At 38.2% G+C, this 25,296-nt stretch carries 16 protein-coding genes; 7 read left to right on the top strand and 9 right to left on the bottom strand.

What is annotated here, in order from left to right; genetic code table 11:
• Positions 1-62: 62 nt before the first annotated feature.
• The 3 genes from A3EM_RS0104725 to A3EM_RS0104735 are packed head-to-tail and all read right to left on the bottom strand — an operon-like array spanning position 63 to position 4,028.
• A complete protein-coding gene (locus A3EM_RS0104725; protein WP_020527025.1) occupies positions 63-1,106 on the bottom strand; it encodes a Gfo/Idh/MocA family protein in 1,044 nt (347 codons plus the stop codon).
• 17 nt (positions 1,107-1,123) lie between these two features.
• A complete protein-coding gene (locus A3EM_RS0104730; protein ID WP_020527026.1) occupies positions 1,124-2,365 on the bottom strand; it encodes an enolase C-terminal domain-like protein in 1,242 nt (413 codons plus the stop codon).
• 52 nt (positions 2,366-2,417) lie between these two features.
• Positions 2,418-4,028: a sodium:solute symporter gene (locus tag A3EM_RS0104735; RefSeq protein ID WP_020527027.1), complete on the bottom strand. Its 1,611-nt coding sequence runs from the start codon at positions 4,026-4,028 to the stop codon at positions 2,418-2,420.
• Between the two features lie 380 nt (positions 4,029-4,408).
• Here A3EM_RS0104735 and A3EM_RS0104740 point away from each other — a divergent pair, with 380 nt between their 5' ends.
• From A3EM_RS0104740 to A3EM_RS41560, 6 genes are all read left to right on the top strand, one after another.
• On the top strand, positions 4,409-7,648 hold the full coding sequence (locus A3EM_RS0104740; protein ID WP_020527028.1) for a SusC/RagA family TonB-linked outer membrane protein: 3,240 nt from the start codon (positions 4,409-4,411) through the stop codon (positions 7,646-7,648).
• A gap of 25 nt (positions 7,649-7,673) precedes the next feature.
• Positions 7,674-9,323 carry a RagB/SusD family nutrient uptake outer membrane protein gene (locus tag A3EM_RS0104745; protein ID WP_020527029.1) on the top strand — a complete coding sequence of 550 codons (1,650 nt, stop codon included), beginning with the start codon at positions 7,674-7,676 and terminating at the stop codon, positions 9,321-9,323.
• 94 nt (positions 9,324-9,417) lie between these two features.
• Complete coding sequence (locus tag A3EM_RS0104750) at positions 9,418-10,056, top strand: TetR/AcrR family transcriptional regulator (protein WP_020527030.1); 639 nt, start codon at positions 9,418-9,420, stop codon at positions 10,054-10,056.
• Between the two features lie 32 nt (positions 10,057-10,088).
• Positions 10,089-11,585 (top strand): sulfatase family protein, encoded by a 1,497-nt coding sequence (locus tag A3EM_RS0104755; protein ID WP_020527031.1) that lies wholly within the window; start codon positions 10,089-10,091, stop codon positions 11,583-11,585.
• Positions 11,586-11,631: 46 nt separating this feature from the next.
• Positions 11,632-12,858, top strand: coding sequence for a glycoside hydrolase family protein (locus tag A3EM_RS0104760; protein WP_020527032.1), 1,227 nt, complete (start codon positions 11,632-11,634; stop codon positions 12,856-12,858).
• 85 nt (positions 12,859-12,943) lie between these two features.
• Positions 12,944-14,311 (top strand): sulfatase family protein, encoded by a 1,368-nt coding sequence (locus A3EM_RS41560; RefSeq protein WP_211211941.1) that lies wholly within the window; start codon positions 12,944-12,946, stop codon positions 14,309-14,311.
• A gap of 171 nt (positions 14,312-14,482) precedes the next feature.
• Here the strand turns inward: A3EM_RS41560 and pafA are convergent, their stop codons facing one another.
• The 3 genes from pafA to A3EM_RS0104785 form a co-directional block, all read right to left on the bottom strand.
• The gene (pafA, locus tag A3EM_RS0104775) at positions 14,483-16,120 is read right to left on the bottom strand and encodes an alkaline phosphatase PafA (protein ID WP_020527035.1); all 1,638 of its coding nucleotides are present in this window, start codon (positions 16,118-16,120) and stop codon (positions 14,483-14,485) included.
• A gap of 103 nt (positions 16,121-16,223) precedes the next feature.
• Positions 16,224-18,380, bottom strand: a complete 2,157-nt coding sequence (locus tag A3EM_RS0104780) for a two-component regulator propeller domain-containing protein (protein WP_020527036.1) — start codon at positions 18,378-18,380, stop codon at positions 16,224-16,226.
• Positions 18,381-18,503: 123 nt separating this feature from the next.
• The gene (locus A3EM_RS0104785) at positions 18,504-20,042 is read right to left on the bottom strand and encodes a sulfatase (protein ID WP_020527037.1); all 1,539 of its coding nucleotides are present in this window, start codon (positions 20,040-20,042) and stop codon (positions 18,504-18,506) included.
• Between the two features lie 475 nt (positions 20,043-20,517).
• On the opposite strand from A3EM_RS0104785, the gene A3EM_RS0104795 reads away from it, so the two are divergent.
• Positions 20,518-20,904: a hypothetical protein gene (locus A3EM_RS0104795; protein ID WP_020527039.1), complete on the top strand. Its 387-nt coding sequence runs from the start codon at positions 20,518-20,520 to the stop codon at positions 20,902-20,904.
• Between the two features lie 300 nt (positions 20,905-21,204).
• Here the strand turns inward: A3EM_RS0104795 and A3EM_RS0104805 are convergent, their stop codons facing one another.
• The 3 genes from A3EM_RS0104805 to A3EM_RS0104815 form a co-directional block, all read right to left on the bottom strand.
• Positions 21,205-23,487 carry a cadherin repeat domain-containing protein gene (locus A3EM_RS0104805; protein ID WP_020527041.1) on the bottom strand — a complete coding sequence of 761 codons (2,283 nt, stop codon included), beginning with the start codon at positions 23,485-23,487 and terminating at the stop codon, positions 21,205-21,207.
• Between the two features lie 331 nt (positions 23,488-23,818).
• Positions 23,819-24,409 (bottom strand): leucine-rich repeat domain-containing protein, encoded by a 591-nt coding sequence (locus A3EM_RS0104810; RefSeq protein WP_020527042.1) that lies wholly within the window; start codon positions 24,407-24,409, stop codon positions 23,819-23,821.
• A 133-nt stretch (positions 24,410-24,542) separates the two neighbouring features.
• A complete protein-coding gene (locus A3EM_RS0104815; RefSeq protein ID WP_020527043.1) occupies positions 24,543-25,295 on the bottom strand; it encodes a LytR/AlgR family response regulator transcription factor in 753 nt (250 codons plus the stop codon).
• Position 25,296 lies beyond the last annotated feature (1 nt).

Here is a 25,296-nt window from a genome sequence, read left to right on the forward strand (position 1 = left end):
TATTGGGATAAATACTTAATGTTTTTTCATCATTTAAAAATATTTCCTTTACTTTTCCAGCATTATAAACCACTGGATAAATAACATTCCTCCACTAATTCCATAGTATGAAATGCATCCTCTACGGAATTAATAAATGTATATTCTCGGTTTTCTAATTTACACATAAGGCCAGCCATAGGACCAATAAAAGCATCAGGAAACCATGTGCCATTGATTTTAACTTTTTGCCAACAATTACCTTCCTTAACTGAAAAATACTCAAACTCATCGGGTAGTCCTTTGGGGTAATCCAGGTATACCCCAATCTTAATTTTGATGGCTCCTTCAGTCCCTTCAAATTTAAAATAGGATTCCTGGTGTTTTAAACCAAAATTATGGCCATGGTTCGTATTAATATTTGCCCTGATTTCCGCACCGTAATCCATAATAATAGAGGAGCGGGTAGAAGAAAGGTTTTTTATATGGGGTGGTTTTGTGGTTTTGGCCAGTACTCTTTGGGGATTTCCTAAAAAATACCTGATCATATCAATATAATGTATACTGTGATAGAGAATTTCCATTCGGGGTAATCCAAAAAGGAATTCCCATAGCTCCCATGGTGTAAATACATTCATTCTTACATCCACATCATGCAATTGTCCAATTAAACCTTGTGCTATGAGCTGTTTGGCTTTTACAATGTATGGGGCATGGCGAAGTTGGAAATTTACCCCAGCCAGCAAGTTTCTTTCTTGGCACAATGCCAAAATGGCTTTGGCCTGGGTAATGTCTTCCCCCATCGGTTTTTGTAACAACACAGGAGCACCCTTGGGTAAACTAGACAATACGGATAAAAATGCTGAAGCTGGTAAGGCAATATCGTAAATACATTGATGTTTTTCTGCCTGTTCTATCAGTTCTTCGATATTTGCACAAACTTTGGGGATATTAAACGCTTCAGCCAGTTCCTTTGCTTTTGATAAATCCCGGTCAAAAATGGCTTTTACCTCAAAACCAGCCTTTTTATAGGCCGGAAGATGAGCCTCTTTCACAATCCCACCTGCACCAATAATGGCTATTGGTCTCAGGATTTTAGGGAGCATATAGTGATTTTTCACTTTCATTTCAAAAGTATGTGAAGCTAATAACTTTTTAAGTCAGTACTCATCCCAGGAATTTGTGGAACTTCGTAGAATCCACCTGTAATTTTTGCGGGAAACTTAAAGTATGTTTTTAAATGAGGGATGTGTTCCAAAAATATGGCCTCATGTCCGATAGAAATGTGATTGAACAGGACCAGGTGTTGGTGAATCTGTCCCATATCTCCCACATGAGGAACTACCGGCACTCCAAATTTTTTCGACATCAAACTAATGGCAATAAACTCCGATACACCTCCAACCCTCACTGCATCCACCTGGTTAAAATGCATGGCACCTGATTGTAAAAAGTTCTTAAACATCACCTTGTTGGGTACATGCTCTCCAAGGGCCAGTTTTAAAGGTTGTATTTCATTTGCAAGGGTTACATGAGCCGCAATATCATCAGGATGGGTAGGCTCTTCTATCCAATAAGGATTTATTTGTTTTAATTCTCGACAAATTTTAATGGCTTGGGGTAAATTCCATTGCTGGTTGGCATCCAGCATTAAGGTGGCAGCTGGTCCAGCAGTTTCCCTAACAAGCATTGCCCTTCTGATATCCCGCTGAGAATTTTGGGAACCTACCTTTAACTTCATAGCTGTAAAGCCCTGATCCATTGCCTTATTGATGTTTTCTTTTATTTTTTCATCACTGTAATTGAACCACCCGATAGAAGTGTCATAACCCCGATAGCCCGTTTCTAAAATAGTTTCCCGGGTAGATTTCGTATTGGCTTGATTTTTTAAAATGGAAATGGCTTCCTCTGTGGTCATTATTTCTTCAAGATAGGAAAGATCTAAGGTGTTGACAAGCGTCTCAGGAGGTAATTCTATTAATAGTTTCCATAAAGGAACTTCATGAGCTTTTGCCCAAAGGTCAAAACAGGCATTAACCACACTTGCAAGGGCTAAGTGTACTACTCCTTTATGTGGACCCAACCATCGAAAATTAGGGTCTTCGGCCATATTTTTTGAAACCTGACCAAAATTTGCCATCAATTCATTAATCTCTCTGCCCTCAATGTGGCTTACCAGATAGTCTATGGCTTTACATACTAATTCATTTCCGGTTCCAAGGGTAAATGCCAGGCCTGTTCCATTAATGCCTTTGTCTGTTTCTAACCTGCACACTGCATAGGCATAAATTGGCGTTTTATGGATGGCATCTGAACCCGCACCGCCATTCAATTCATATTTTAAATTAGCTGATAATCCTTTTTTAATGACGATTGTTTTATTCATGGTAATTAGTTTCTAATAATTTGATAGATGATTGAAGCATTAATACTTTTTTCTAAAACTGGACATATAGCAAAATCATGATGAGCACTAAAATTCCAGAAAGTAATAAGGGCAGATTAAAATGTTCCCCGTCCTCCTTTTGCAAAAAGGCCAGTGGTGAACTCAAAGTACAGCTCTCAATTTTTTTATAATCAGGTTTTGGGGTTAATAAGCTGACAACCACATAAATGACCGAGCAAAATACAAAAAGCCACCAGGCCTGCATTAAGAAGGAAATTCCCCATACCTCAGTAATCACTTTGGTGTTTCCTACTACTGGAAAGTCTATCAAAAAAGCGATAAGTCCCAGCAAAAAACCTCCAATAAATGTGGCGACTGCCCCAATGTGATTTCCCCTTTTCCAAAATATGCCCCAAATAAATACAGTGGTAATTGGTGGGGAAATGACAGTCAATAAAATATTAATGGCTTCGAAAATACTATTAAACTTGGCCACTAAGGGTGACCAGGAAATTGCCACAAACATGACAATAACTGCGGTAATTCTGCCTATTAAAACCTGTTGTTTCCCGGTAATGCCTGGTTTAAACCTTTTAACAATATCAATGGAAACCAGGGTTCCTGCGCTATTTAAGGCTGATGCAATAGTACTCATCAGGGCCGCTAATAAGGCGGCAGCCATTAATCCTTTTAAGCCAGTAGGTAACAATTCGGTAATAAGTACCGGGAAGGTATCATTTGGCTCCGAAATGATATCTTTAAATAATACATAACCTAAAACTCCGGGGAAAACAAAGATAAAAACTGGTAGAATTTTAATGCCTCCGGCAAACAGAGGCCCTATTTTGGCATCTTTCAGGGTTTTGGCTCCAAGAACCCGTTGTACAATGGTCTGATCTGCACACCAATACCAAATCCCCAATATTGGATATCCTAATATTATTGCCTGCCAGGTCAACCCTGAGGAGTTTTGAGCAGTAGGGATGATACTTAACTGTTCTGGTTTTGCTGCAATTTTTAAAGCTTCCCAGCAATCAATTCCATTTTCCGGAAGGGCAAGGATACCATAAATAGTCAGGATTACCGATCCGGCTATTAAAATAACTGTCTGTATGGTTTCTGTCACCACCACGGATTGGAGGCCGCCTATCACCGTGTATAATGCAGTGATAAAGGAAATGGTGAAAATGGATACATATACATCTATGGAAAAGAAATGTTCAAAAACTATTGCTCCGGCATATAAGCTTACACCAATATGCATAAAAAGCGCACCTAATAATCCCATAAATGCCAAACAGCTTCTGACCACCGCATTATATCGCTTTTCCAAAAACTCTGGAAGCGTAGCAATTTTATTCTTATAATAAAAAGGAGCAAAAATTAACCCCAGGATAATCAATACAAATACCGCCATCCATTCAAAGTTGCCCCAGATTAAACCATCGCTAAAGCCTGATGCAGCCAATCCTACTAAATGTACGGTGGAAATATTGGAAGCAAAAAGTGCGGAGCCTATGGCAGGCCATTTAAGGGAATGCCCTGCCAAAAAATAACTGTCTGGATTGGCAGATTGGTTCCGACCTACCAAAATCCCAACAACCAAAATGCCCAGAATATAAAATATGATCACACTGAAATCAATTGCTGAGATGTTGCCCATGGAAATTGAGTTTTAAATAAGTAATCTATTTTCCTTTTCAAGGGACGAATCCATGCGGGCCCGAATCAGTTGAAAGAAAAATTATTTTGGTAAAAATAGGGCATATGCCCTAAAATACCAATGTTTTAACACTTTCAAATAAGAAATTCAGCCATTGGCTATATTCCATGGATTTAGTTTCTATCAATCTTTTTTTAAAAAACTGTTAAAAAAATTAGGGCATTTGCACTAGAGTGTGTATTTTAGTGCAAAAGCCCTAATTATCATACCTCATAATTCAACAATATCATGTCTGGAATGAAATTTTAGATTGGTTTAACATCCTGTACAATTTTTTTTAAACAACAAAAATTTATCTTATGATTCATAATTGCTACTCAATGCTTGAAAGTAATAAGGGATTAAGAGGAGGAAGATTTTCCTTCCGGCTGTGTCTGTATATTGGCATGCTTTCACTATTAGTCCTTTTAAACAGTAAAAATCTACTTGCACAACAAAGTGCAAACCCCATTAAAATATCAGGTCAGGTCACTTCTGAGGAAGATGGAGATCCCCTGCCAGGTGTTAGTATTTTAATAAAAGGAACCAATACTGGAACGACCACTAATTTGGATGGAAATTTTACATTAAGTGCTCCGGAAAATAGCACACTGCAATTCAGTTTTATTGGTTTCCAGACCCAGGAAGTTGAATTAGGGAGTAAAACCAACCTGAATATTGCGCTTGTACCAGATATGGAGCAATTAGATGAAGTTGTTGTTGTCGGTTACGGTACTCAAAAGAAAGGAAATTTAACTGGTGCTGTTGGTGTCACCAAGGGGGATGTATTAGAAAACAGACCCGTGGTGAATGTAACCGATGGATTACAGGGGGTTGTACCCGGTTTAAATATTACTCCTGCAAATGGAGCTCCTGGTAGCGGAGCCAGTATTAATATCAGGGGAGCCACCAGTATTAATGGAGGAAGTCCGTTAGTGTTGATAGATGGAGCTCAAATGGATATCAATTCTATAAACCCTCAGGATATAGAAAGTATAACGGTATTGAAAGATGCTGCTTCCGCCTCAATTTACGGAGCCAGAGCTGCTTTTGGGGTTATTTTGGTTACTACAAAAAAAGGGAGTAAAACAGCCAAACCAAAAATTTCCTATTCGGGTAATTATTTTGTGGCACAACCTACCATTTTACCGGAAAAATCCAACAGTTACCGATATGCTCAGTATGTAAACAGTATGGTAAGTAGCACAAATGCCAGTGCTATTTTCAATGCGGAACATTTAGGATTAATCCAGGATAGAGTAGAGGGGAGAATCACAAATGACTATACGCTAAAGCCAGCGGGAAATGCCTATTACGAACATGCCAATACCAACTGGGCAGATTTAGTATTTGCAGATGCAGCCCCTGGGCAAAACCATAATATCAGCATTTCAGGGGGTACTGAAAAGAGTGCTTACCGAGCTTCTTTTGCTTATACTAAAAATGATGGTGTGGTAAAAATTGGGAATGATTCCTATAAAAGATATAATTTTAATACCAATCTGAGTACAGATTTAAATAATTGGTTAACAGCCAGATTTCAGGTGAACTTTGCCCGGGCAGAGAATGATTTACACAACCTGCCTCCAGGGCATGGTCCATCCATTTTTCATACAGTTTGGAGAGCCAGACCTACTCTTACACCTACCTTTGACATAGAAGGAGTGCCATATCCTACCTTCATCAGGATGAATCCGGTAGCGACTTTGGAGCAGGGAGGCAGAAATAAAGTTTTGAATTACAACCTGAATACAAAGGCTGGATTGGAAATGAAGTTTGGAAACTTCAAGGTATTTTCCAATTTTACCTATAACCCTCGTGTTAGACAAACGGTTTCCAATAATGTTGAATTTGAGTCTGTTATTCCTTGGGGCAACCTGGATGTCCGTACGGATGGAGGACCTTCTTATATTCGAAAGATTAACGAAATTGACAACTATTATGCCTTTGATGTTTATGGCAAATATGAAAAAGACTGGCAAAATGGTCATTCTTTAAGCGCTACATTAGGTTTTAACCAGGAAAAGGCCACTTTTGGCACCGACAATATTTACAATACGGACCTGATCAGTTATGATGTCATTTCCATTTCCAATACGCTAGGAGACCCCATTATTTCCGATAATTATCAGGACTGGGCCTTAAGAAGTGGATTTGCCAGACTGAATTATAGCTTCATGGGTAAATATTTATTGGAAGTTAACGGGCGATATGATGGTTCTTCAAGATTCAGCAAAGAAGACCGGTTTGGTTTCTTCCCTTCAGTTTCTGCGGGATGGAGACTTTCTGATGAAAATTTCATGCAAAATGTGAAAATTATCAACTTGTTGAAGCTGAGAGGTTCTTATGGTTCTTTGGGTAATCAAAATTCAAGTGTACTATATCCAATGGTTGGATATAATACCATTAGTCAGGTAAACTGGGCATTTGATGGCACAAGACCATTGGGAATCACTCCCGGGAATCCACTTGGTGCCAATAGAACATGGGAAACGGTATCGACCACCAACTTTGGGGTGGATGTCATGATTCTGGAGGGTCGATTGGATGCTACTTTTGATATCTACAAAAGGGTAACAGAAAACATGCTGGTATCCGGGGATGCTTTGCCAGGTGTTTATGGTGCCACAGCTCCACAAAAAAATGCGGCCGACCTTGAGGTGAAAGGTTGGGAGTTTTCTATTGGCTGGAATGACCAAATTGGTACAGATTTTAAATATAACTTTAATGTAGTTTTATCTGATTCAAAAGGAGAGATTACCAGATTTGATAACCCTACTAAGTCTTTAGCAAGAAGTTATTATGAAGGACAAACTATTGGAGAATTATGGGGTTATGAAACAATGGGTTTATTTCAAAGCCAGGATGAAATTGATGCTGCAGCTGACCAAACTCCTTTGGGTGCCGGCAATCTGGTTGCCCCTGGGGATGTTCGTTATGCCGATCTAAATAATGATAATGCTATAAATATTGGGGAAAATACGGTAGAAAATCCTGGAGATAGAAAAATAATTGGTAATTCTTCCCCAAGATATTTATATGGAATTAGAAGTGGATTCGACTGGAAAGGTTTTGATCTGGGTATATTTTTCCAGGGTGTTGGAAAAAGAGATTACTGGCTTGATGGCCCACTCATGTTTGGTGGTGTAGGAAATTACGGAAACGTAGTAGTGACGGATTATCTGTATGAAAATACCTGGAGTGATGGTAGTGATGGTCTTCCTGCAAACACAGATGCCTATTATTTCAGACCAAGCCAGGCTGGGGTAGTTGGCAGAAATACCAATGTGCAAACCCGATATTTGCAAGATGCGAGTTACCTTCGGTTAAAAAACTTAACCATTGGGTATTCCATCCCAGCCAGTACACTTGAAAAAATTGGTGTAGGAAATCTTCGGGTTTATTTTTCTGGCGAAAACCTCCTGACATTTACCAAACTCAATGAGAACTTTGATCCGGAAACTTTATCTCCTGACCAGGGGGCATTGGGAAATACTTCATTTGGTAATGGCGGATCCCAGTCAGGAAAATTATATCCACTTTCCAAAAGAGTATCCTTTGGGTTAACAGTAGGATTTTAATTCATCATACTAAAAAAAGAATATCATGAACAATATAAAAATATACTTAATTTCCTGCATCTGCTTTGGATTATTGGCTGGATGCAATGATGAGTTTTTAGACTTAAATCCTAAAACTCAAATCAACGATGACATTTTTTGGAATAACGCTTCCGATTTAAAAACTTACAACAATCAACTATACGCCCAATACTTTAATAGCAAGGGCTTTGGTCGGGGTGGTTTTAATGCGGGAATCCTTACGGATGATAATTTAAGTGACAATGCTTTTGTTCAAAATCCGGGAGATGTAAGATTGGGTATTCATTCTGTGAATCAGCCTGGCCGAAGTAATTGGAACTGGGCTCTGATTAGGAATATCAATCAAATGCTGGAAAATAGTGAAGCCGCAGATATTGATGCCAGCATAAAAAACAAGTATATCGCTGAGGCCAGATTGCTGAGAGCACTAGATTATTATGACAAAGTTAAACTCTATGGAAGGCTCCCTCTGGTAGACCATGTGCTGTCTGAAGATGATGAACTATTGTATCAACCACAAGCCACCCGTGATGAAATTCTGGCTTTCATTAAAGCAGACCTGGAATTTGCAGTGGAATGGATGGAAACCGAAGCGGAAGTTAATCGTTTCGACAAATATGTAGCCATGGCCTATATGGCCCGAATCATGTTACACGAAGGGACATTTAGAAAATACCATGGTCTTGGAGACGAAACCAGCTATCTGGAAGAAGCTAAATTAGCTGCAGAGAATGTCATTAACAGTGGAAGATATTTGATCGATGATTCAAAAAGCTATAATGCGCTTTTTGCCAATATCAACCTTAAAGGAAATCAGGAAGTGGTGTTTTTCCGGGACTATGGTGATGAGTTTCAGCTTTACCACAATGTATCCAATATTCTTACCCATGTGGACGGTGCTCAATTTAGCGGTGCTAAAAGTCTGATTGAGGATTACTTATGTACGGATGGACTTTCTATTGAGGAAAGCGCATTGTATTTAGGTGATGATAATTTAAGTAATGAATTTGCTAACCGTGACCTCAGACTTAGCAATACTTTTGCCCTTCCAAATACTTATTTTATAGGAGAGAAATTGTACTTAAATTCAAGCCCCATCTCCATTGTAGAGACGGCTTCACCTTCTGGTTATCAGATTGTGAAGTTTTTCAATGAAGAACAGGATATCCAGGCATGGGACAGGGCATTTATTGATGCACCATTAATCAGGTATGCCGAAGTTTTGTTGATTTATGCAGAAGCAAAAGCCGAATTAGGTTCAATTAGTCAAACTGATGTGGACAATACTATTAATTTACTACGATCAAAAGCCGGTGTGGCGGAAATGACTTTGGATCAGGGTACAGTTATCCGGGAGATTCGCAGAGAGAGAAGGGTGGAATTAGCTTTTGAAGGTTTCCGGTATGATGACCTGATGCGATGGAAGGAGGGAAGTAAACTGGCGGAGCCTGTATTAGGCCTAAAGTTTAATGATGAGGATATTGCGGATGCTAATTCCTATGAAATTGGGCAGGATATTTACCTGAATGATGAAGGATATATTTTCTCTAACAATGTATATTCCTTCGATGAGGCTAAAAATTACTATTTTCCAATTCCAATTAATGAGATTTCCCTGAACCCTAATTTGGTTCAAACCCCTAATTGGGATTAAATTTAGATTTTAATTTCCATTGGATTTTGGTCGTCTTTATTGCTTTAAGTTAAATTTTATAGCAATAAAGGCGACCAGTTTTTTCACAAAAAAAATGCAGAAAACTAAGAAACTCAGTACCAAACAAAAAATTATTCAAACATCAATTGAACTATTCAATGAGCAGGGAGCCCAAAATATTACCAGCAGGCATATTGCTGCAAAGTTGGGTATCAGTCATGGGAACCTTGATTACCATTATAAAACCAAAGAGGCTTTAATGATTGCCATCTATGAACAGATGCGAACCGAAATGTCAGAATCCTACAATTCCAGGATTGATTTTACTTCCTCTTTCGAACATTTTCAACGCTTGCTAAAACACCTGGATGAATTCAATCTAAAATACAGATTCTTCAACCTGGATGTTTTGGAAATTTCCCGCTCTTTTCCTCAACTGAGTCGCCTTTTAGAAGAAACTATCCAACTGAGAAAAAAGCAGATGGAAGACCTTTTCAAAGAATTTATTCAGGAGGGTTTTATTCAGGAAAAATCACAAAAAGAATATTCCAGACTCCAGCATCACATTAGAATAATCATTACTTTTTGGTTACCACAAAAAGAAATTCTGAGTAGTTTCCAATCTACGGAAACCGGAGAAATGGTCAGACATATTTGGGCATTATTAACCCCATATTTTACCCCAGAAGGGCAAAAAGAATATGAAAGAGTGATGAAGGATTGGCCGGTTTAAGGTAATTTCTATTAGTGAAAATTAAAATAAAAATGAAGATTCAATTTCTGTTCACCTATTTATTCATTCATTTGATCTTTTTTGCATGCCAAAAGCCAAAAGATCACAAAAGGCCAAATATCATTGTAATTCTGGCAGATGATCTTGGATATGGGGATTTATCCTGTTATAATGAAAATCCAATTTTTAAAACAAATCATATAGATAAACTGGCTGCGCAGGGAATCCGTTTTACAGATGCTCATTCTTCCTCTGCGGTGTGCACTCCAACCCGTTATAGCATTCTTACGGGCAGATATTCCTGGCGAACAAAATTAAAAAAGTGGGTTTTAAAGCCCTGGGAAGCTCCACTTATTGAAACTGACCGACTAACCCTGCCAACATTGCTTAAAAAACAAGGATATTATACAACAGCGGTTGGCAAATGGCATTTAGGGTGGAATTGGCCTGGTCGGGATTCGCTTGCTGTGATGAAAAGTAATGGTGAAAATGTGGATTATTCAAGTGGAATTACAGGAGGACCGTTAAACTGTGGTTTTGATTATTATTTTGGAGATGATGTTCCCAATTATCCTCCATATACATTTATTGAAAATGAAAAAGTCTCTGCAGTACCGACTATCCAGAAACCAGATAGTTTATTTGGCCACAAAGGTAAGATGGCTTCGAACTGGAAGTTAGCACAGGTAATGCCGGCAATTACCGAAAAAGCAGTAAAAGAGATTGAAAAGGCCTCACAAAACAAAGACAATCCCTTCTTTCTTTATTTTGCCCTTACTGCTCCACATACCCCAATTGCCCCAACCGGGCAGTTTACAAACAAAAGTGGAGCAGGGCTTTATGGAGATTATGTAATGCAGGTCGATTGGACTGTAGGCCAAATTTTGGAGGCATTGGAAAGAAATCATTTATCAGAGAATACCCTGGTTATTTTCACAAGTGATAATGGCTCACCTGCAAGAGATGGGACGAATTACAGTGGTCCTACAGGTTCAGTTATTGAAAAGTACGGGCATAAAGCCAACGGGGACTTACGGGGTTTAAAGGCTGATATTTGGGAAGGAGGACACAGAGTTCCATTTATTGTTTCGTGGGGTAAGGAAATACCAAATGGGCTGACGAATAATAATACCATTTGCTCCATGGATTTGATGGCCACTATTGCTGATTTAACCGGTTACCATTTGCCAGAAAATGCAGGAGAAGATAGCGAGAATATCTTACCATTGTTGTATGGAAAAGATCATCCGGAGCTAAAAAAACGTGCACTTGTGCATCATTCAGGTGCTGGAGTTTTTGCCATAAGAAAAGGAGATTGGAAACTAATCCTTTCCAATAAATCGGGTGGTTTTAGTGATTCAAAATATCCTCAGGGATTTGGAATAGAAACTGCAGGCCAATTGTATAATTTAAAGGAGGATTTGAATGAAGAAGTTAATCTTTATCATCAATTTCCTGATAAGGTAAATGAACTTTCGGACATGCTGAAGGATATTCAGGAAAAAGAGTCTTCGGTGCTGATAGAATAAAAATATTTGCAATAAATAATTATCTGCGATCAACTCATAAAAATACATGAACACCAATACTATTATAATTGCTTTATTAATTTGGGGAAGTGTTTTATTCCCAGGTTGTCAAAATAAAACCATAAGCATTTCTCCCCAGGCTATAGATGCCCGTGTAGGAAGTATCAATGGTACACCTGTTTTGCAGGGATCTTCCATATTGGAAGTACCGGATTACTTTGTTTGGGGAGGAAGTGTGGTTGAAGGGGACGATGGCCGTTTCCATATGCTTTATGCTACCTGGGAAGCCGGAAATGACTGGCCTGCCTTTAGCAATAGCTGGGTGTTACATTCAAAAATTGCTTATGCAGTTTCTGATTACCCCGACAAAAATTTTATTCCCCAAAAAATAGTATTGAAAGGCAGAACGCATGAAGGAGATTCAACTGCCTGGGATGCACAAATGGTTCATAATCCCCATATAAAAAAATTTAATGACCGCTATTATTTGTATTATATTGGGGCCAGGGATCCTGGGGTACAACCCGCAGGGAGTCAGGGTGCCGGGCTGAATAAGCGGAATCGGGTGCAGCAATCCCAACACATTGGGGTAATTGAATTTGACTCTTTTAAAGATTTGCTTCAAGGGAAATTTAACCGTCCCAAACAACCCTTACTTAGTCCCCGGACGAGGGTAAAAAAAGACAATGTAGTGAATCCTTCTCCTCCCGGAACAATTGCCAAACCAGATAATCTCATTGTAGTAAATCCATCAGTAGTTTATAGACCAAATGATAAAAAATACCTGCTTTATTTCAAGGGAAATATTTATGATCCAAATTGGCGGGGTGTTCATGGAGTGGCAATCTCCGATTCTCCTACAGGTCCATTTCAACCACTTGATAACCATGTATTTGATATGCGGACAGAGGATGGAAAAATTGCCAGTGCAGAAGATCCTTATGTCTGGTATCACAAAGGAAATAAATGTTTCTATGCGGTATTCAAGGATTTTTCAGGCAAGATTACCGGCCAGGAACCTGGATTGGCCATGCTGCAATCAGTGGACGGAATTAAATGGGAAAAGCCGGGAAATGCTTTATTCATGAAAAAGGAACTTACTTTATCTAATGGAGAAAAAGTAAAAGTTGACAGGCTGGAAAGACCACAAATATTAGTGGATGAAAATGGAAATCCACAGGCAGTTTATTTAGCCAGTTCTATAGAACCAGCCAATAAAAAAACAGACGGGACTACTTTTAATGTTCAGGTGTCTCTCAGGATGAAAAAATAAGTTTTCCAAAAAATAGATAATTGGAAATTAAGGGTTTCCAGAAAGTTTTAATCAAATCGCAATTAGTTAATCAAAAAAAAATCAAGTGAAATACATACAAAGACCAACAAGATATAATTACTTTCTATTCATTTTTATATTTATTTTTTGCAACCAGCTATTTGGTCAAGACAAACATAAAAATGATCTGCCCAATTTCATCATTTTGTTTTGTGATGATTTGGGTTATGGAGATATTGGTTCATATGGTCATCCTACAATTAAAACCCCCAACATTGACAAAATGGCTGGAGAGGGTATGAAATTTACCAGTTTTTACACGGGTTCTCCTGCCTGTACAGCCAGCAGGTATTCTCTTCTGACCGGACGTTTCCCTGTAATGTCAGGGTTTGGCTGGGTATTATATCCTAAATCCGAAAAAGGAATTCATCCGAAAGAATTCACCATGGCTGAGGCATTAAAGGAAAAAGGATACACTACTGGAATGTTTGGGAAATGGCATTTGGGAAGCACTAAAAAGGAATACCTGCCCTTGCAAAATGGTTTTGATGAATATATTGGCTTCCCTTATAGCAATGATATGATTCCTCCTAAATGGCCTTCCATTCCTTTGCTTTCTGGAAATGATACCCTGGAGCTGGACCCTGATCAACGAAAATTGACTGGTCTGTATACCCAAAAAGCCATAGAATTTATACAACAGAATAAAAAGAAACCATTTTTTGTTTATATGCCTTATGCCATGCCACATGTTCCTTTGCACCCCGGGGAGCAATTTGCAGGCAAATCTCAAAGAGGGAAATATGGGGATGTTGTTGAAGAAATTGATTGGAGTGTGGGAGAAATCATTAAAGCAGTAAAAAAAGCCGGAGTGGCGGAAAATACCCTGATCTGGTTTACCAGTGATAATGGCCCCTGGTTAATCAAAAATGATGAAGGGGGTTCTGCCGGCTTGTTACGAGATGGAAAAGGCAGCACCTGGGAAGGCGGAATGCGTGTGCCCTCAGTAGCTTTTTGGCCTGGAAAAATTCAACCAAATTCAGTGAATAGTCAGTTGACAAGCACATTAGACTTATATGTTACTTTCCTTGGTTTGGCCGGGATAAATATGCCCACAGATAGAATTATTGATGGAAAGGATATTTCCGGTTACCTTTTCCCAAATAAAAAAATGGTTGTAGCACCAAAGTCATTTTTTTATTATGGATTCAATCAGGAGATATTTGCAGTTAGAAAAGGGTCCTGGAAATTGCATATCAAAACTTACAGCCAGTTAAAAATTGATTATTTTAATGGGGAGATTCCTCTTTTATTTAATGTGGATACCGATCCTTCTGAAAAATATAATGTAGCTGCAAAACACCCTGAAATTGTAAAAGAATTGCTGGAAGAGATTGAAAAGCAAAACAACAGGGTAGCAGCAAAACCTGATTATTTTACAGAAATGAAGTGAGCCAAAAGTAAAGTCCTCTATTGGAATGTAAAGCAGAAATTACCTTATTGGGAAGGGCTTTCTGGACTTTTTAATGGGTATACCGATGGAAAACAAATTGGGAAATATTACCCTGGAGCACCAGCGTAATATTTCCCATCCTGAGTGTTTTTCAGGAAAAACATGAAGTGATCATTTATCTTTTAACAATTCCGAAATGGGTTGAATATCAGCATCATCCGGCAATGGGATATTTAGTATCATGGACAGGGTAGGGACTATTTGGGTAATGGCATAGGGCTGGCTTGTTTCCCCATGAGGGATATTCCAGCCATACCATAATAGTGGCACGTGAGTATCTGCAATGTAACCTGTCCCGTGGGTGGTCCCATAACGTCTTTCACCCATCCAGCCTGAATAAAATTGCAAAATTATATCTCCTGAATTATTGTAATTGTAACCATTGCTCATTAGTGAGATCAACCGGTTATCCTCACTGTTAGACATCACGGAAGGTATGAAAACTTCTTTTACTCCTTCATAATTTTGCAGGAAAGCTCCAGCTTCCTCTACCAGTTCTCTGTTTTGCCCAACCAGCTTTTGATCAAAATAGACCTGGGTACCGTCCGAGAAAGAAACATACTTTTGTTCCTTAAATTTAGTGGATAAATGCTGGTCAATATCTTTTTTTAATTGATGGGTAGCATAAAAACCTCCGGGAAGATTATTTTCATTTAAGAATTCGGGATTGTCACTTCCGGCATGATCGGCTGTTAAAAATAAAAGGTAATTACCTTTCCCTATTTCCTTATCCAGGAAGGATAAAAGCGCTTCCATATCCCTGTCGAGTCTAATATAGGTGTCTTCCAGTTCTTTGGCACGAATTCCAAAATTATGACCTACATAATCAGTACTTGAAAAACTAATGGTCAGCATATCCGTTTCGGGACCTTTTCCCAGTTTTTCGCCTTTAATGGCGGAGTAGGCTAATTGTGTAAGTAGGTTATTTCCGTAAGGTACTTCCGAAATGAGCGAAAAATTTCCATTTTCTTTTCTCAGTTTTTTCAGGTTGTAGGGAAATACGGAATCTTTTCGGCCTTTATATATTTTTTCATATGGGCTGTTATCAGGATTACTATTTGTGTATTTTTCATCTGCTAATAAGGGCTCCCACTTCAGGTTAAGCAATGAATCAGCTACCTTTCTTTGATTAAATTCAATTAACCAATCAGGCAGTTTTTCACCGTAATAGGAGCTCGAAATGAAATCTCCGGTATGCGAATTATACCAAAAAGCATGATCGGCCATATGGCCGGCTGGAAAAATAGCACCTCTGTCTTTTAAAGAAATTCCGATTACTTTTGAGCGGGAATTGGTGAACAATTTCAGTTCATCGGCAAATGCAGTAGTGAGGAGATTTTTAGGCGAGCGGGAGAATGAATCAAATTTATCAGATGCGATTCCCTTGTTGTCAACCAGTCTCACTGAGGTGTCTTCAGCACAATACACAGTTCTTTTTAAGTCTCTGCTGTACCAGTCATTTGCCACTATTCCATGGTTTCTGGGAGTAGTTCCGGAATATATGGATGCATGTCCGGGACCGGTATAGGTAGGAACATAATTATAATGGGTGTTTTTACTGTTGAAACCTTCCCCCATTAACCTGTTAAATCCTCCAGCACCAAAGTTCCCCCTGAACCTGTACAAGTATTCAGCCCGCATTTGATCCACTACAATTCCCACTAACAGTTTTGGCTTTTCAGTGGTTTGGGCAAATAATGCAAATCCGGTGGATAAATAGCATAATATAGCAATTAATGATTTTTTCATTTTGTTAGTTTAATTAAAAAATTTCCTTAACTGAAACTACAGCTCATGGCCAAAGCTAATAAGGAATTAATAAATTATTTAAGGACTTTTGAGTGATTTGGAACTACTTAAATAAATGATGGTATCTCGCCATCCAGTAGGTTAAAAGAAAGTATGTTCCGGAAACCTCCCGGCTACCGTTTACTCCGCTATCGAACTGATAAGGATTGGTATTCCATCTGAATATTCTTGATTCAGGTGTTGGAATTGGATTGTTGGCTTGTCGTTGTCCTCCTCTTCCTACCAAGTCATTTTCTACCAGATCCCAACGATGGCTATTGGTCATATTCCAGTCAATCAAATCTAAGGGAAAAAGCTCCAATTCCTCTTTGGCAATTTCAAGGTCACAGTCTTTCTGAAGGAAAATACTGGCGATTACATTCCAGGTGGGCATTCTGTCGGGTTGGCAAACTCTCCAGGTGCGCTCAATACTTTTTTTGAAATATGGCCAATACTGATCGTCTCTGGCATAAGAGGATAAACTGTAATAAGGTAAATAAGTCAGTATGTCATCAGAAAAACCGTTTTCATAAGGGCCATAAATTTTGGCTTCAACTGTATTTTCTGCGTAATGATGGTTTTCAATTAAATATCGGTAAGTCTCTTCATATTTTTGATCGCCTGTGATGTAAACCGCTACTTTCAGAAAAGACAACAATTCCAGCGAATACAATCCTTTTTCATAAGCCCAGTTTTTAGAATGGTTTAGTGAATCAGGTTGCCAAATGCCCCATCTGGTAGGCTTTCCATCATAATCGATCAGTTGAAAATCGTTTTCAATGATATGATCCATGATCCGCTTTACCAGAGCTTTTACCCTTTTTTTCATCTCCTTGTCTGCCACCAGGTCATAAAATAAAGCTACGGAAAATATTTGACCCACCATTTCGTCTGAACTGCAATCGTCCAGCCATTGCCAGTCTTTGTTGGGTGAAGGTCGCCATTTTTTGGGATGAGGAGAACGGGATTGCTTAACTAAATCAGTTGACCGGGCAAATGACCTGGCCGGTAAGCCTGAAATTCCTGTTACCGTTTCCAGCCTTTCCACGGCTTCAAAAGTGCGGATGGCATTTTTTTTCGCCTCTTCCGATTGAGTGACCGCAAAGCGAAAACACGCTGCTGCCAGATAAGTGGATGTCCATAATCCATCATTATCCTGATTTTCGGTGCGGCTTGAAGAAAGGTCTCCCGGTACATCAAGATGGGAAAAATTGATTAATCCCAAACGATTATGTCTTTCTGCAATTATTTTTTCATAATGTGCAGCTTTTTCTTCCAGGTTCATTTCCACCTGTTGAATCTGGCTGATGCCTTCAGGGGTGGCAATCCAGGTGGTGTGTTCATCAATTGGGAGAATATCATTGATTTTGTCATGAGGTATCCATCTTTTTCCCTGGTAATAATGCCACTTATCATCTTTCTTGGCTACTCCCTTATTTGTGCCAAACCATAAAATATCATTATATGATTTTATAGTAGTCACCGGACCATAGGGAAGGCCATGCTTTCCACTCCACATCCAATGGTTGCCATCATTGGCAATACATCCAACAGAATAGGGGGCACTAAATATTAAATCATTGGTACCCTTTGGAATATGAAGATCGAAATACCTTTCTTCCGTCCCAATAGCCATTAATATTTTATCCAGATTTTGCCATTCTTTTGGAACTCTTTTTAAAAGACCTTTATTTGTGGCCACCCAAAGAATGCCTTCTCGATCCTGGGCAATGGCATTTACTCTTTTTCCATTTGTTTCCTTTACTTTTTCCCAGGTTTCATCTTTAAAGGAAAACATCCCATTTGGTGTGCCTGTATGCAGAATTTTTCCCTCCCAGAAAAAACTTAAAACAGAATCTCCCTGTACCTGATCGGGCAGGGGAATTTTAAGCGAACCGTCTTCATTTTGTAAAAAACTTTCTGTTAGTAACCAAAGGTTACCATTTGCATCAATTTCTGCGGACAAATATTTTGTGTTGCCCGTTTTTCCTTTCCATTTTCCTTGCTTGTGTTTGTAAAGTACTTGTGGTGTGACTGCTATAATTTCATCTTGAAGGCTGAATAATTTTAAAACATTTTGTGCGGCACCTTCAGGCAATTGAATTTCCGTTTTAACTTCCTGAAAAAATGGTTTTAATTTTACAGAAGGGAGTTGTTGTCCATAGCTCACCAAATAATTAAGTATAAGAAAAAAAGAGAAAAAGTAGCGTTTTATTTTCATGTTAAAAATGGTATACTCTTACAGGGATTTCTAATTACAATAAATACTCCCTTTCCGGTAATGTGTACCACTAACACGGTTCATATTTTCCAAAAAATACCCTGGAGTCTGTATTTCCGAATGTCAATTCAATGGAAAGGAGACTTTTTCTCCGCTTGACTTATGTATCGGAAATTGGGCGTCTACTTCCTTCAAAAAAGAAGTCAAAACTTCTGCCAGCGCTTTTACTTTTTCAGGATTGGAGTGTGCTTTGTTATTTAGTTCTCCGATATCATTTTTGAGGTTAAACAATTCGTAATCTTCATTCAGGTGATAATATATCAGTTTCCAATCCCCCAGACGCACTGCGCTAAATGCGCCAATTCCCGGTCCTTTAGGCCCCCATTCATTTGGATAATGCCAGAACAAAGGCCTGTCCTGGGTTTGCCCGGGAGTATTATTGGCGAGTAATGCTGAAAAGCTTTTTCCATCTATGGTTTGAATGGTATTGTATGATTCAACCCCGGCCATTTCCAGGATAGTAGGGTAGAAGTCTTCAATAATCAGGTAGTTATCGTTTGAGGTATTGGGCGCAACCACACCTGGCCATTTCACTATCATGGGCGTTCTGATTCCCCCTTCGTGAATGGACCCCTTTCCACTGGACAGAGGTTTATTGTGTGTATTAGGTTCACCTCCTCTTCCATGTACACTTAATCCACCATTATCCGACATGAACAGAATGATGGTATTATCTGCCAGTTTTCGCTCCTCCAAATAGTCTAAAATATCACCTAAACTTTTATCCATACCCTCTACAAGAGCAGCATATTTAGCCTCTGTTTCATCAAGTCCCATATCCAGGTATTTTTGAAAGAACCTTTTATCTGTTTCAATTGGTGTATGAACTGCATAATGAGACATATACATAAAAAATGGTTTTTTCTTACTGACTGCACTATCCATGGCACTTTTGGCTTCAATAGTTAATGCTTCACTTAGAAATATATCCTGCCCATGATATTTTTCAAGACCAGGAATGTCCCATACTTCTGAGCCTCCACGCCATTGAGCACTAAAATTATTTTTACCCAAATAACTCCCTGGTCCACCAGCGGCATGGCCCGCAATGTTTATATCAAACCCAATGGCTTTTGGGTCTTCTGCAGGTGTATCAATAGCCCCAAAATGTGCTTTACCGGAATGGATAGTGAAGTATCCAGCTTTCTGAAGCATGGCAGGCAATGCATCAGCATGTACTGCTAAATCCAAAGGTACGGGACTTACTCCATTAACATTCCATCTGGGAAAAGTTAATTCTTTATGGTTGGTTTCCATTGGTTGCAAGGCATCTTTATGAAGAGTCCAGTTCGTTACCCGGTGACGTGCTGCGTTCATGCCAGTCATTAAACTGATACGTGTGGGAGAACAAACCGGAGTAGCGTAGGCTTGTGTGAATTTCATTCCCTTTGCTGCGAGCCTTTCCATATTGGGTGTATGGTACCGGTCATTGAACGGGGTCCTTTTATTCCAAAAAGGCACTGATGTATCCTGCCAACCCATGTCGTCAACCAGAAATAAAACAATGTTGGGTTTTGATTGAATTTCAGTTTCTGACTGGTTCTCTTCAGAACAACTTTCCAGGAATAACAGAACCAGGATTAAAAAAAATAGGTTTTTCATAAGACAGGATTATATGAACAAAGGTTTAATAAAGGCGAACCTTTAGTGTTTGGCATAAATCTAATGAGTGATTTAATTAAAGAAAAAAGAAATCATCATTTAATCAAAATAGGGGGAAAGTGAAATTGATTATTACCAGAATCAGAGGTGTTGATAACAAACTACATATTGATAAAAAGGAAAAGAAAGAACTGCACTGGAATTGGGTAAAAAGCTGGTCAAATTTGGTTTTTATTTCTTGATAATTCAACAGTTTTCCGAGCCCAGTGATTTTTTGTTTTATCTAACTATTCTGGCCTATTCCTCTCCTTTGAATTTGGGGTTAAAAAATTAAGGAGAGTTTGTAGCCTGTTGGAAATGCATTTCGAATTAAATATCAATATTTAGAATTATTTACATGAAATGATGGGCAAAAACAGGTTTACTCAGTCTTTATCGATAGACCAAAGAATTTTTTGAACTAAATTTTTAGATTATGAAACTCCTGTATATTTTATCATCTATTTTAATATTTTCCATTTCTTCCAGTTTTGGGCAAACATCCCCGGATTTATCAAAGCTTTCCAAAAAACAGGTAGAAATTATGGATAGTCTTAATGCTTACATTGATATTATTATCAATAAAGAGGCGCCCTATGAGGTGGTCATGCCAGCCAGGAATAAGGCGGAATCCCTTTTTAACCCAGAAGCTCTAATTGAAGTTTCAATTCCGGGTCAATCAGAAATCCGAAAATTTAGGTCTGGAAAATATTTGGCCAGAATCCAATTATTAAAGTATGAGGAGGTAAATATTACTGCAATTGAATTTGATAAAAAGGACAAAATTATCAGTGCTAATGTGGTTCAGGTTACAAAACCTTAAGCTATTAAAATTGGGTTTTGTCTTTACCCAGGATAAACCAATACTGAAATTGCCTGGGTTGTGGCTGATACTCTACCGGAAGAAATAGCCAGGAAATTATATAAATCCTTTACCTCCAATAGTTGTTTCAATTTCATTTCAGGAGTCTCTTTTACAATACTGTTGGAAGGATCATTGTTAAAGGTTTGACTTTGTAGTTTGCTTTTGTTTAGCGCTTTAAAATTATAACTGGAAAGTTAAAAAAAGCCGTCAATCCAGATTGACGGCTTTTTAAGATTAGACTTGATTTATTTACAATGATCAATCATTTTGGTCTATTAAATTAACCGTAACACTTAACGTTTGTACCTCACCATTTCCCATTGTAATTAGTACCTGACCGGTAATAACTTGTCTTGTTTCGTAATCGAATGCCGCAGGATCGCTTACTAGAATAGCACCCCCGTTATTTGGGTTAAAGGTCATCGCTCCAGTTGGGTTTTGAGACAAAAATTCAAAACTTGGAAAACCTTGTATAGATGGATCGAAATTCTGGATATTAACATAATTTAGGACGGAATACTGACCTTGGTTTTCAGCTACACTAAAATTTATATCCGGAGCAAACCATGCATTTTCAGCTACATCATTTACATTAATGGTAAAATCTGAAGATTTAGATACTCCATTGCCATCTGTAACTGTAACAGTACCAGTTATAGTAGGGTTTGTTTCGTAATCAAATATAGAAGCATCATCTACAAGTAGATTAAACAAGCCGCCAAAAGGAGAAAGCGTTATAGCATTAGGATGTGATAAGTTGCTCAATTGGTAGTTCAATGCCCCATCAACACTTTCATCGTAATCCAATAGCATTACTTGAGTTATTAAATCACCTGATTCAGGGTTTTCATCTATTGCACCTGTGAAAGATTCACTTAATATCCAGTCTGCTTCGAGTACATCATTCAAAGTAATGGTGATAGTCCCTGAGTTTGAGAATCCGTTCGCATCAGTTGCTGTAACTGTTGCTGTAATCACAGGGTTTGTTTCGTAATCGAAATAAGACGCATCATTCACATATACATAAGTTACTCCAAATTCATTAACCAACTTTAATGCTGCTAAAGGAGATGCTTCTGAAAGTGCATAAGTAATCATGCCATCACTTACAGGATTATATCCTTGTAAAACTAATTTTCCCAATTCATTTTCGCTTGGGTTTTCATCTATAGTTATTTCAAAATCATCGAGGGTCCAACTTGCATTTGTTACTTCATTCAAAGTAATCGTGATATTACCAGTTTGTGTGTATCCATTATCATCAGAAATTTGAATTTTCGCAGTGATAGTAGGGTTGGTTTCGTAGTCGAATAAAGATGGATCTTTTATAGTCAAGAAAATTTTCTCTGAATGATGAAGTTCTATTGCACCCGCAGGCGATTCCTCTATCAATTGCACGGTAAGGTTCTTAGGGTCTTTCTCGTAGTCAAAACCTATTATTTCAATTCGGCCTAAATCGTCTCCATCTTCAGGGTTTTCATCAATAGTCAACTCAAAATCGGCAATAGTCCAGGTTGGTTCAATTACATCAGTCAGTGTAATGGTAATAGTTGCAGCGCTTGAGTATCCATTAGCATCAGTAGCTGTAACAGTTGCAGTGATTGTTGGATTGGTTTCAAAATCGAAAAGTGTAACGTCATTTACATATACATAGGTTACGCCATCTTGCTCAACTAATTTCAGTGCACCTTCTGGAGACTCATTTGAAAGAGCATAAGTAAGTGCACCATCCTTTTCAACATCATATCCTTCAAGCACGAGATATTCCATTTCATTTGAATTTGGATTTTCAACTAAGGTGTACTCAAAATCTTCAATAGTCCATGCAGCTTCGTGCTTGTCATTTAAGGCAATGCTTACCTCAGCAGTTTGGCTGTAACCATTACCATTGGAAACTTCAAGAGTTGCTGTAATGGTTGGATTGGTTTCGTAATCGAAAAGGGCAGCATCTTTTACCGCAATAATGCTGTCATCAACAATTTGCAGTGCACCATCGGGGCTTTGGTTGCTAAGAGTGTAAGTAAGGGCACCATCAATTGAAGCATCGTAATTTTCCAACCTAATCGTGTCGATATTTGTTTCAGTCGGATTTTCATCTATAGAAACTGAAATAGTGGTTACTGTCCATGCAGGCTCATATTCATCGGTTAGGTTAATGGTGATGGTAGCCGTTTCGGAAACCTCACCAGCAGTGGCTTTAATTTCGGCCGTAAGGACTGGATTGGTTTCGAAATCCAATTGAAAATTTGGATTAAATTTCAGATACTCACCAGAGATACTAATGGCATCAGGTACCGATTGAGAAACAATAGTATAAGTTACATTTGCCTCTGTGCTGTTAGATGTTTCAACACTTAAGTAATCAGAGATTTTTACCATTTGCTGATTGCTCACATCAAAACTTTCGGGAATGGTAATGCTAAAGTCATTGAAGGTCATGGTGACGGTTACCGGTTCTGGTGTTTCTTCATCATCCGAACAAGAGAAAAATGAGATTAAAAGAGATAGTAGGATTAAACGTGCAATACTGGTTTTTTTCATAGGTGTGGGTTATTTGTTTTGTGAATGCACCAAAAGTATTTAGGAAAGCCACCCCTTGTTGCTAAAATCTTCTGAGTAGTCGGTTTTAGTTTCTAAACAAACTGTTTTATTTCTAAAGCGATTTTTGGAGATGTTTACCAAAACACATCCTGAATGACTTTGATAAACTCTTGTTCAAGGAGGAAAGAGATAGTATTACTTTTGAGGTTTATATATTAAAAAAGCCCCCAAGAGCATACTGGGGGCTTTGTCTTCATTGTTGATTAAGTTGGGGTAGTTAAAATGCTTGTAAAAACTCCCTTTGTATGGGTTTTTATTTCGGTTTGTTATTTTATTCACAAGAAGTACTGTAGCTTGCATTATCGTCTTTCACCCAACCATCTGCCGGTGCAGACAAAGCATCTACTTTTATGCAATTTAAAGCTGGATTCCCTTGAAGTTGCATTCTTGTCATGTTCGAATTGTTGCCATTGGCTAAATTTACAGAGGTTAGATTATTTGAATGGGCTTTGAAATCCACTAATTGAGTTAAATTAGAAACATCAATACTGGTTAAGTTGTTTGATTCGAGTAGTAGTTGTGTGACTTTTGTATTTTTTGACAGATCTATTGATGTTATTTGGTTATTAAATAGGCTAATTCTGGTAACATTAGTAAAGTACTCTATTCCTGTAACATCTTGAATTGAACTGTTTTGTGCAGAAATTATTCCTGTAAAGGCTGAAGCTTCAGATTTAGAAATCTCATCATCTTTATTCGAGTTGATTGCTGGGTCAGCAACCAGGATTTTTTTAAAGTTGTCATCTGGAATACTAATCAGATCTTCAGCAGCCGGCTCTGGCGTTTCTTCGTCATCCGAACAGGAGAATAATGAGATTAAAAAAGAAAGTAGGATTAAACGTGCAATACTGGTTTTTTTCATGATGTGCATTTTTTATTTGGTGAATGCACCAAAAATACCCGGGGAACTAACAGCCTGTTTCTAGAATCTTCCGAGTGGCTGGGTTTAGTTTCTAAACAAGCTAATTTACTTCTAAAGTGATTTTTGGAAATGTTTACCAAAACACATCCTGAATAACTTTGATAAACTCTTGTTTCCGGGATTTAGAAATAGGAACTACTTTTTTATTTTCCATAACAATAAAGCCCGCATCATTATTCGTGAGTTCTTTAATATATTTGAGGTTTATCACAAAAGACCGGTGGCATTTAAAAAACAAGGATTTATTCTCCAGCTGATCGGCAAAGTATTTTAGAGGTTTACTTATTAATTTACTTTCTCCACTTTTCAAATACACTTTTGTATACATGCCATCAGCTTCTAAAAGTAGTATGTCATCATGGTTTACAAACAAAAATCCGCGAGGCACTTCCAGGGCTATTTTATTCACAGATAATTGCCTGAGGTTTTTTTGCAAACTTACCAGACGATTATCCAATTCTTGTTTTCTGAGTGCTTCTTCTGCTTTACGAACTGCTGTTGTAAGTTCTTTATTATCAATGGGTTTTAGTAAATAATCTATGGCCGATACCTTAAATGCTTCTATGGCGTATTCATTATAAGCTGTGGTGAAAATGATCTGGAAATCTACCGGAGTCTCAAAGAAATCGAGAATTTGTAATCCAAATTGTTCGGGCATTTCGATATCTAAAAATACAATGTCTGGTTTTTCCTGTTTAATTATTTCCACTCCCTGTTTTAAATCAGAAGCTTCCAGAATTGTATCTATTGAAGTACAATTCTCTTTAATCATTGTTTTTAAAAGACTTCTGGCCTTTTTTTCATCATCTATAATAATTGATCTCATG

The organism is Flexithrix dorotheae DSM 6795, from assembly GCF_000379765.1.
Lineage (GTDB): Bacteria > Bacteroidota > Bacteroidia > Cytophagales > Flammeovirgaceae > Flexithrix > Flexithrix dorotheae.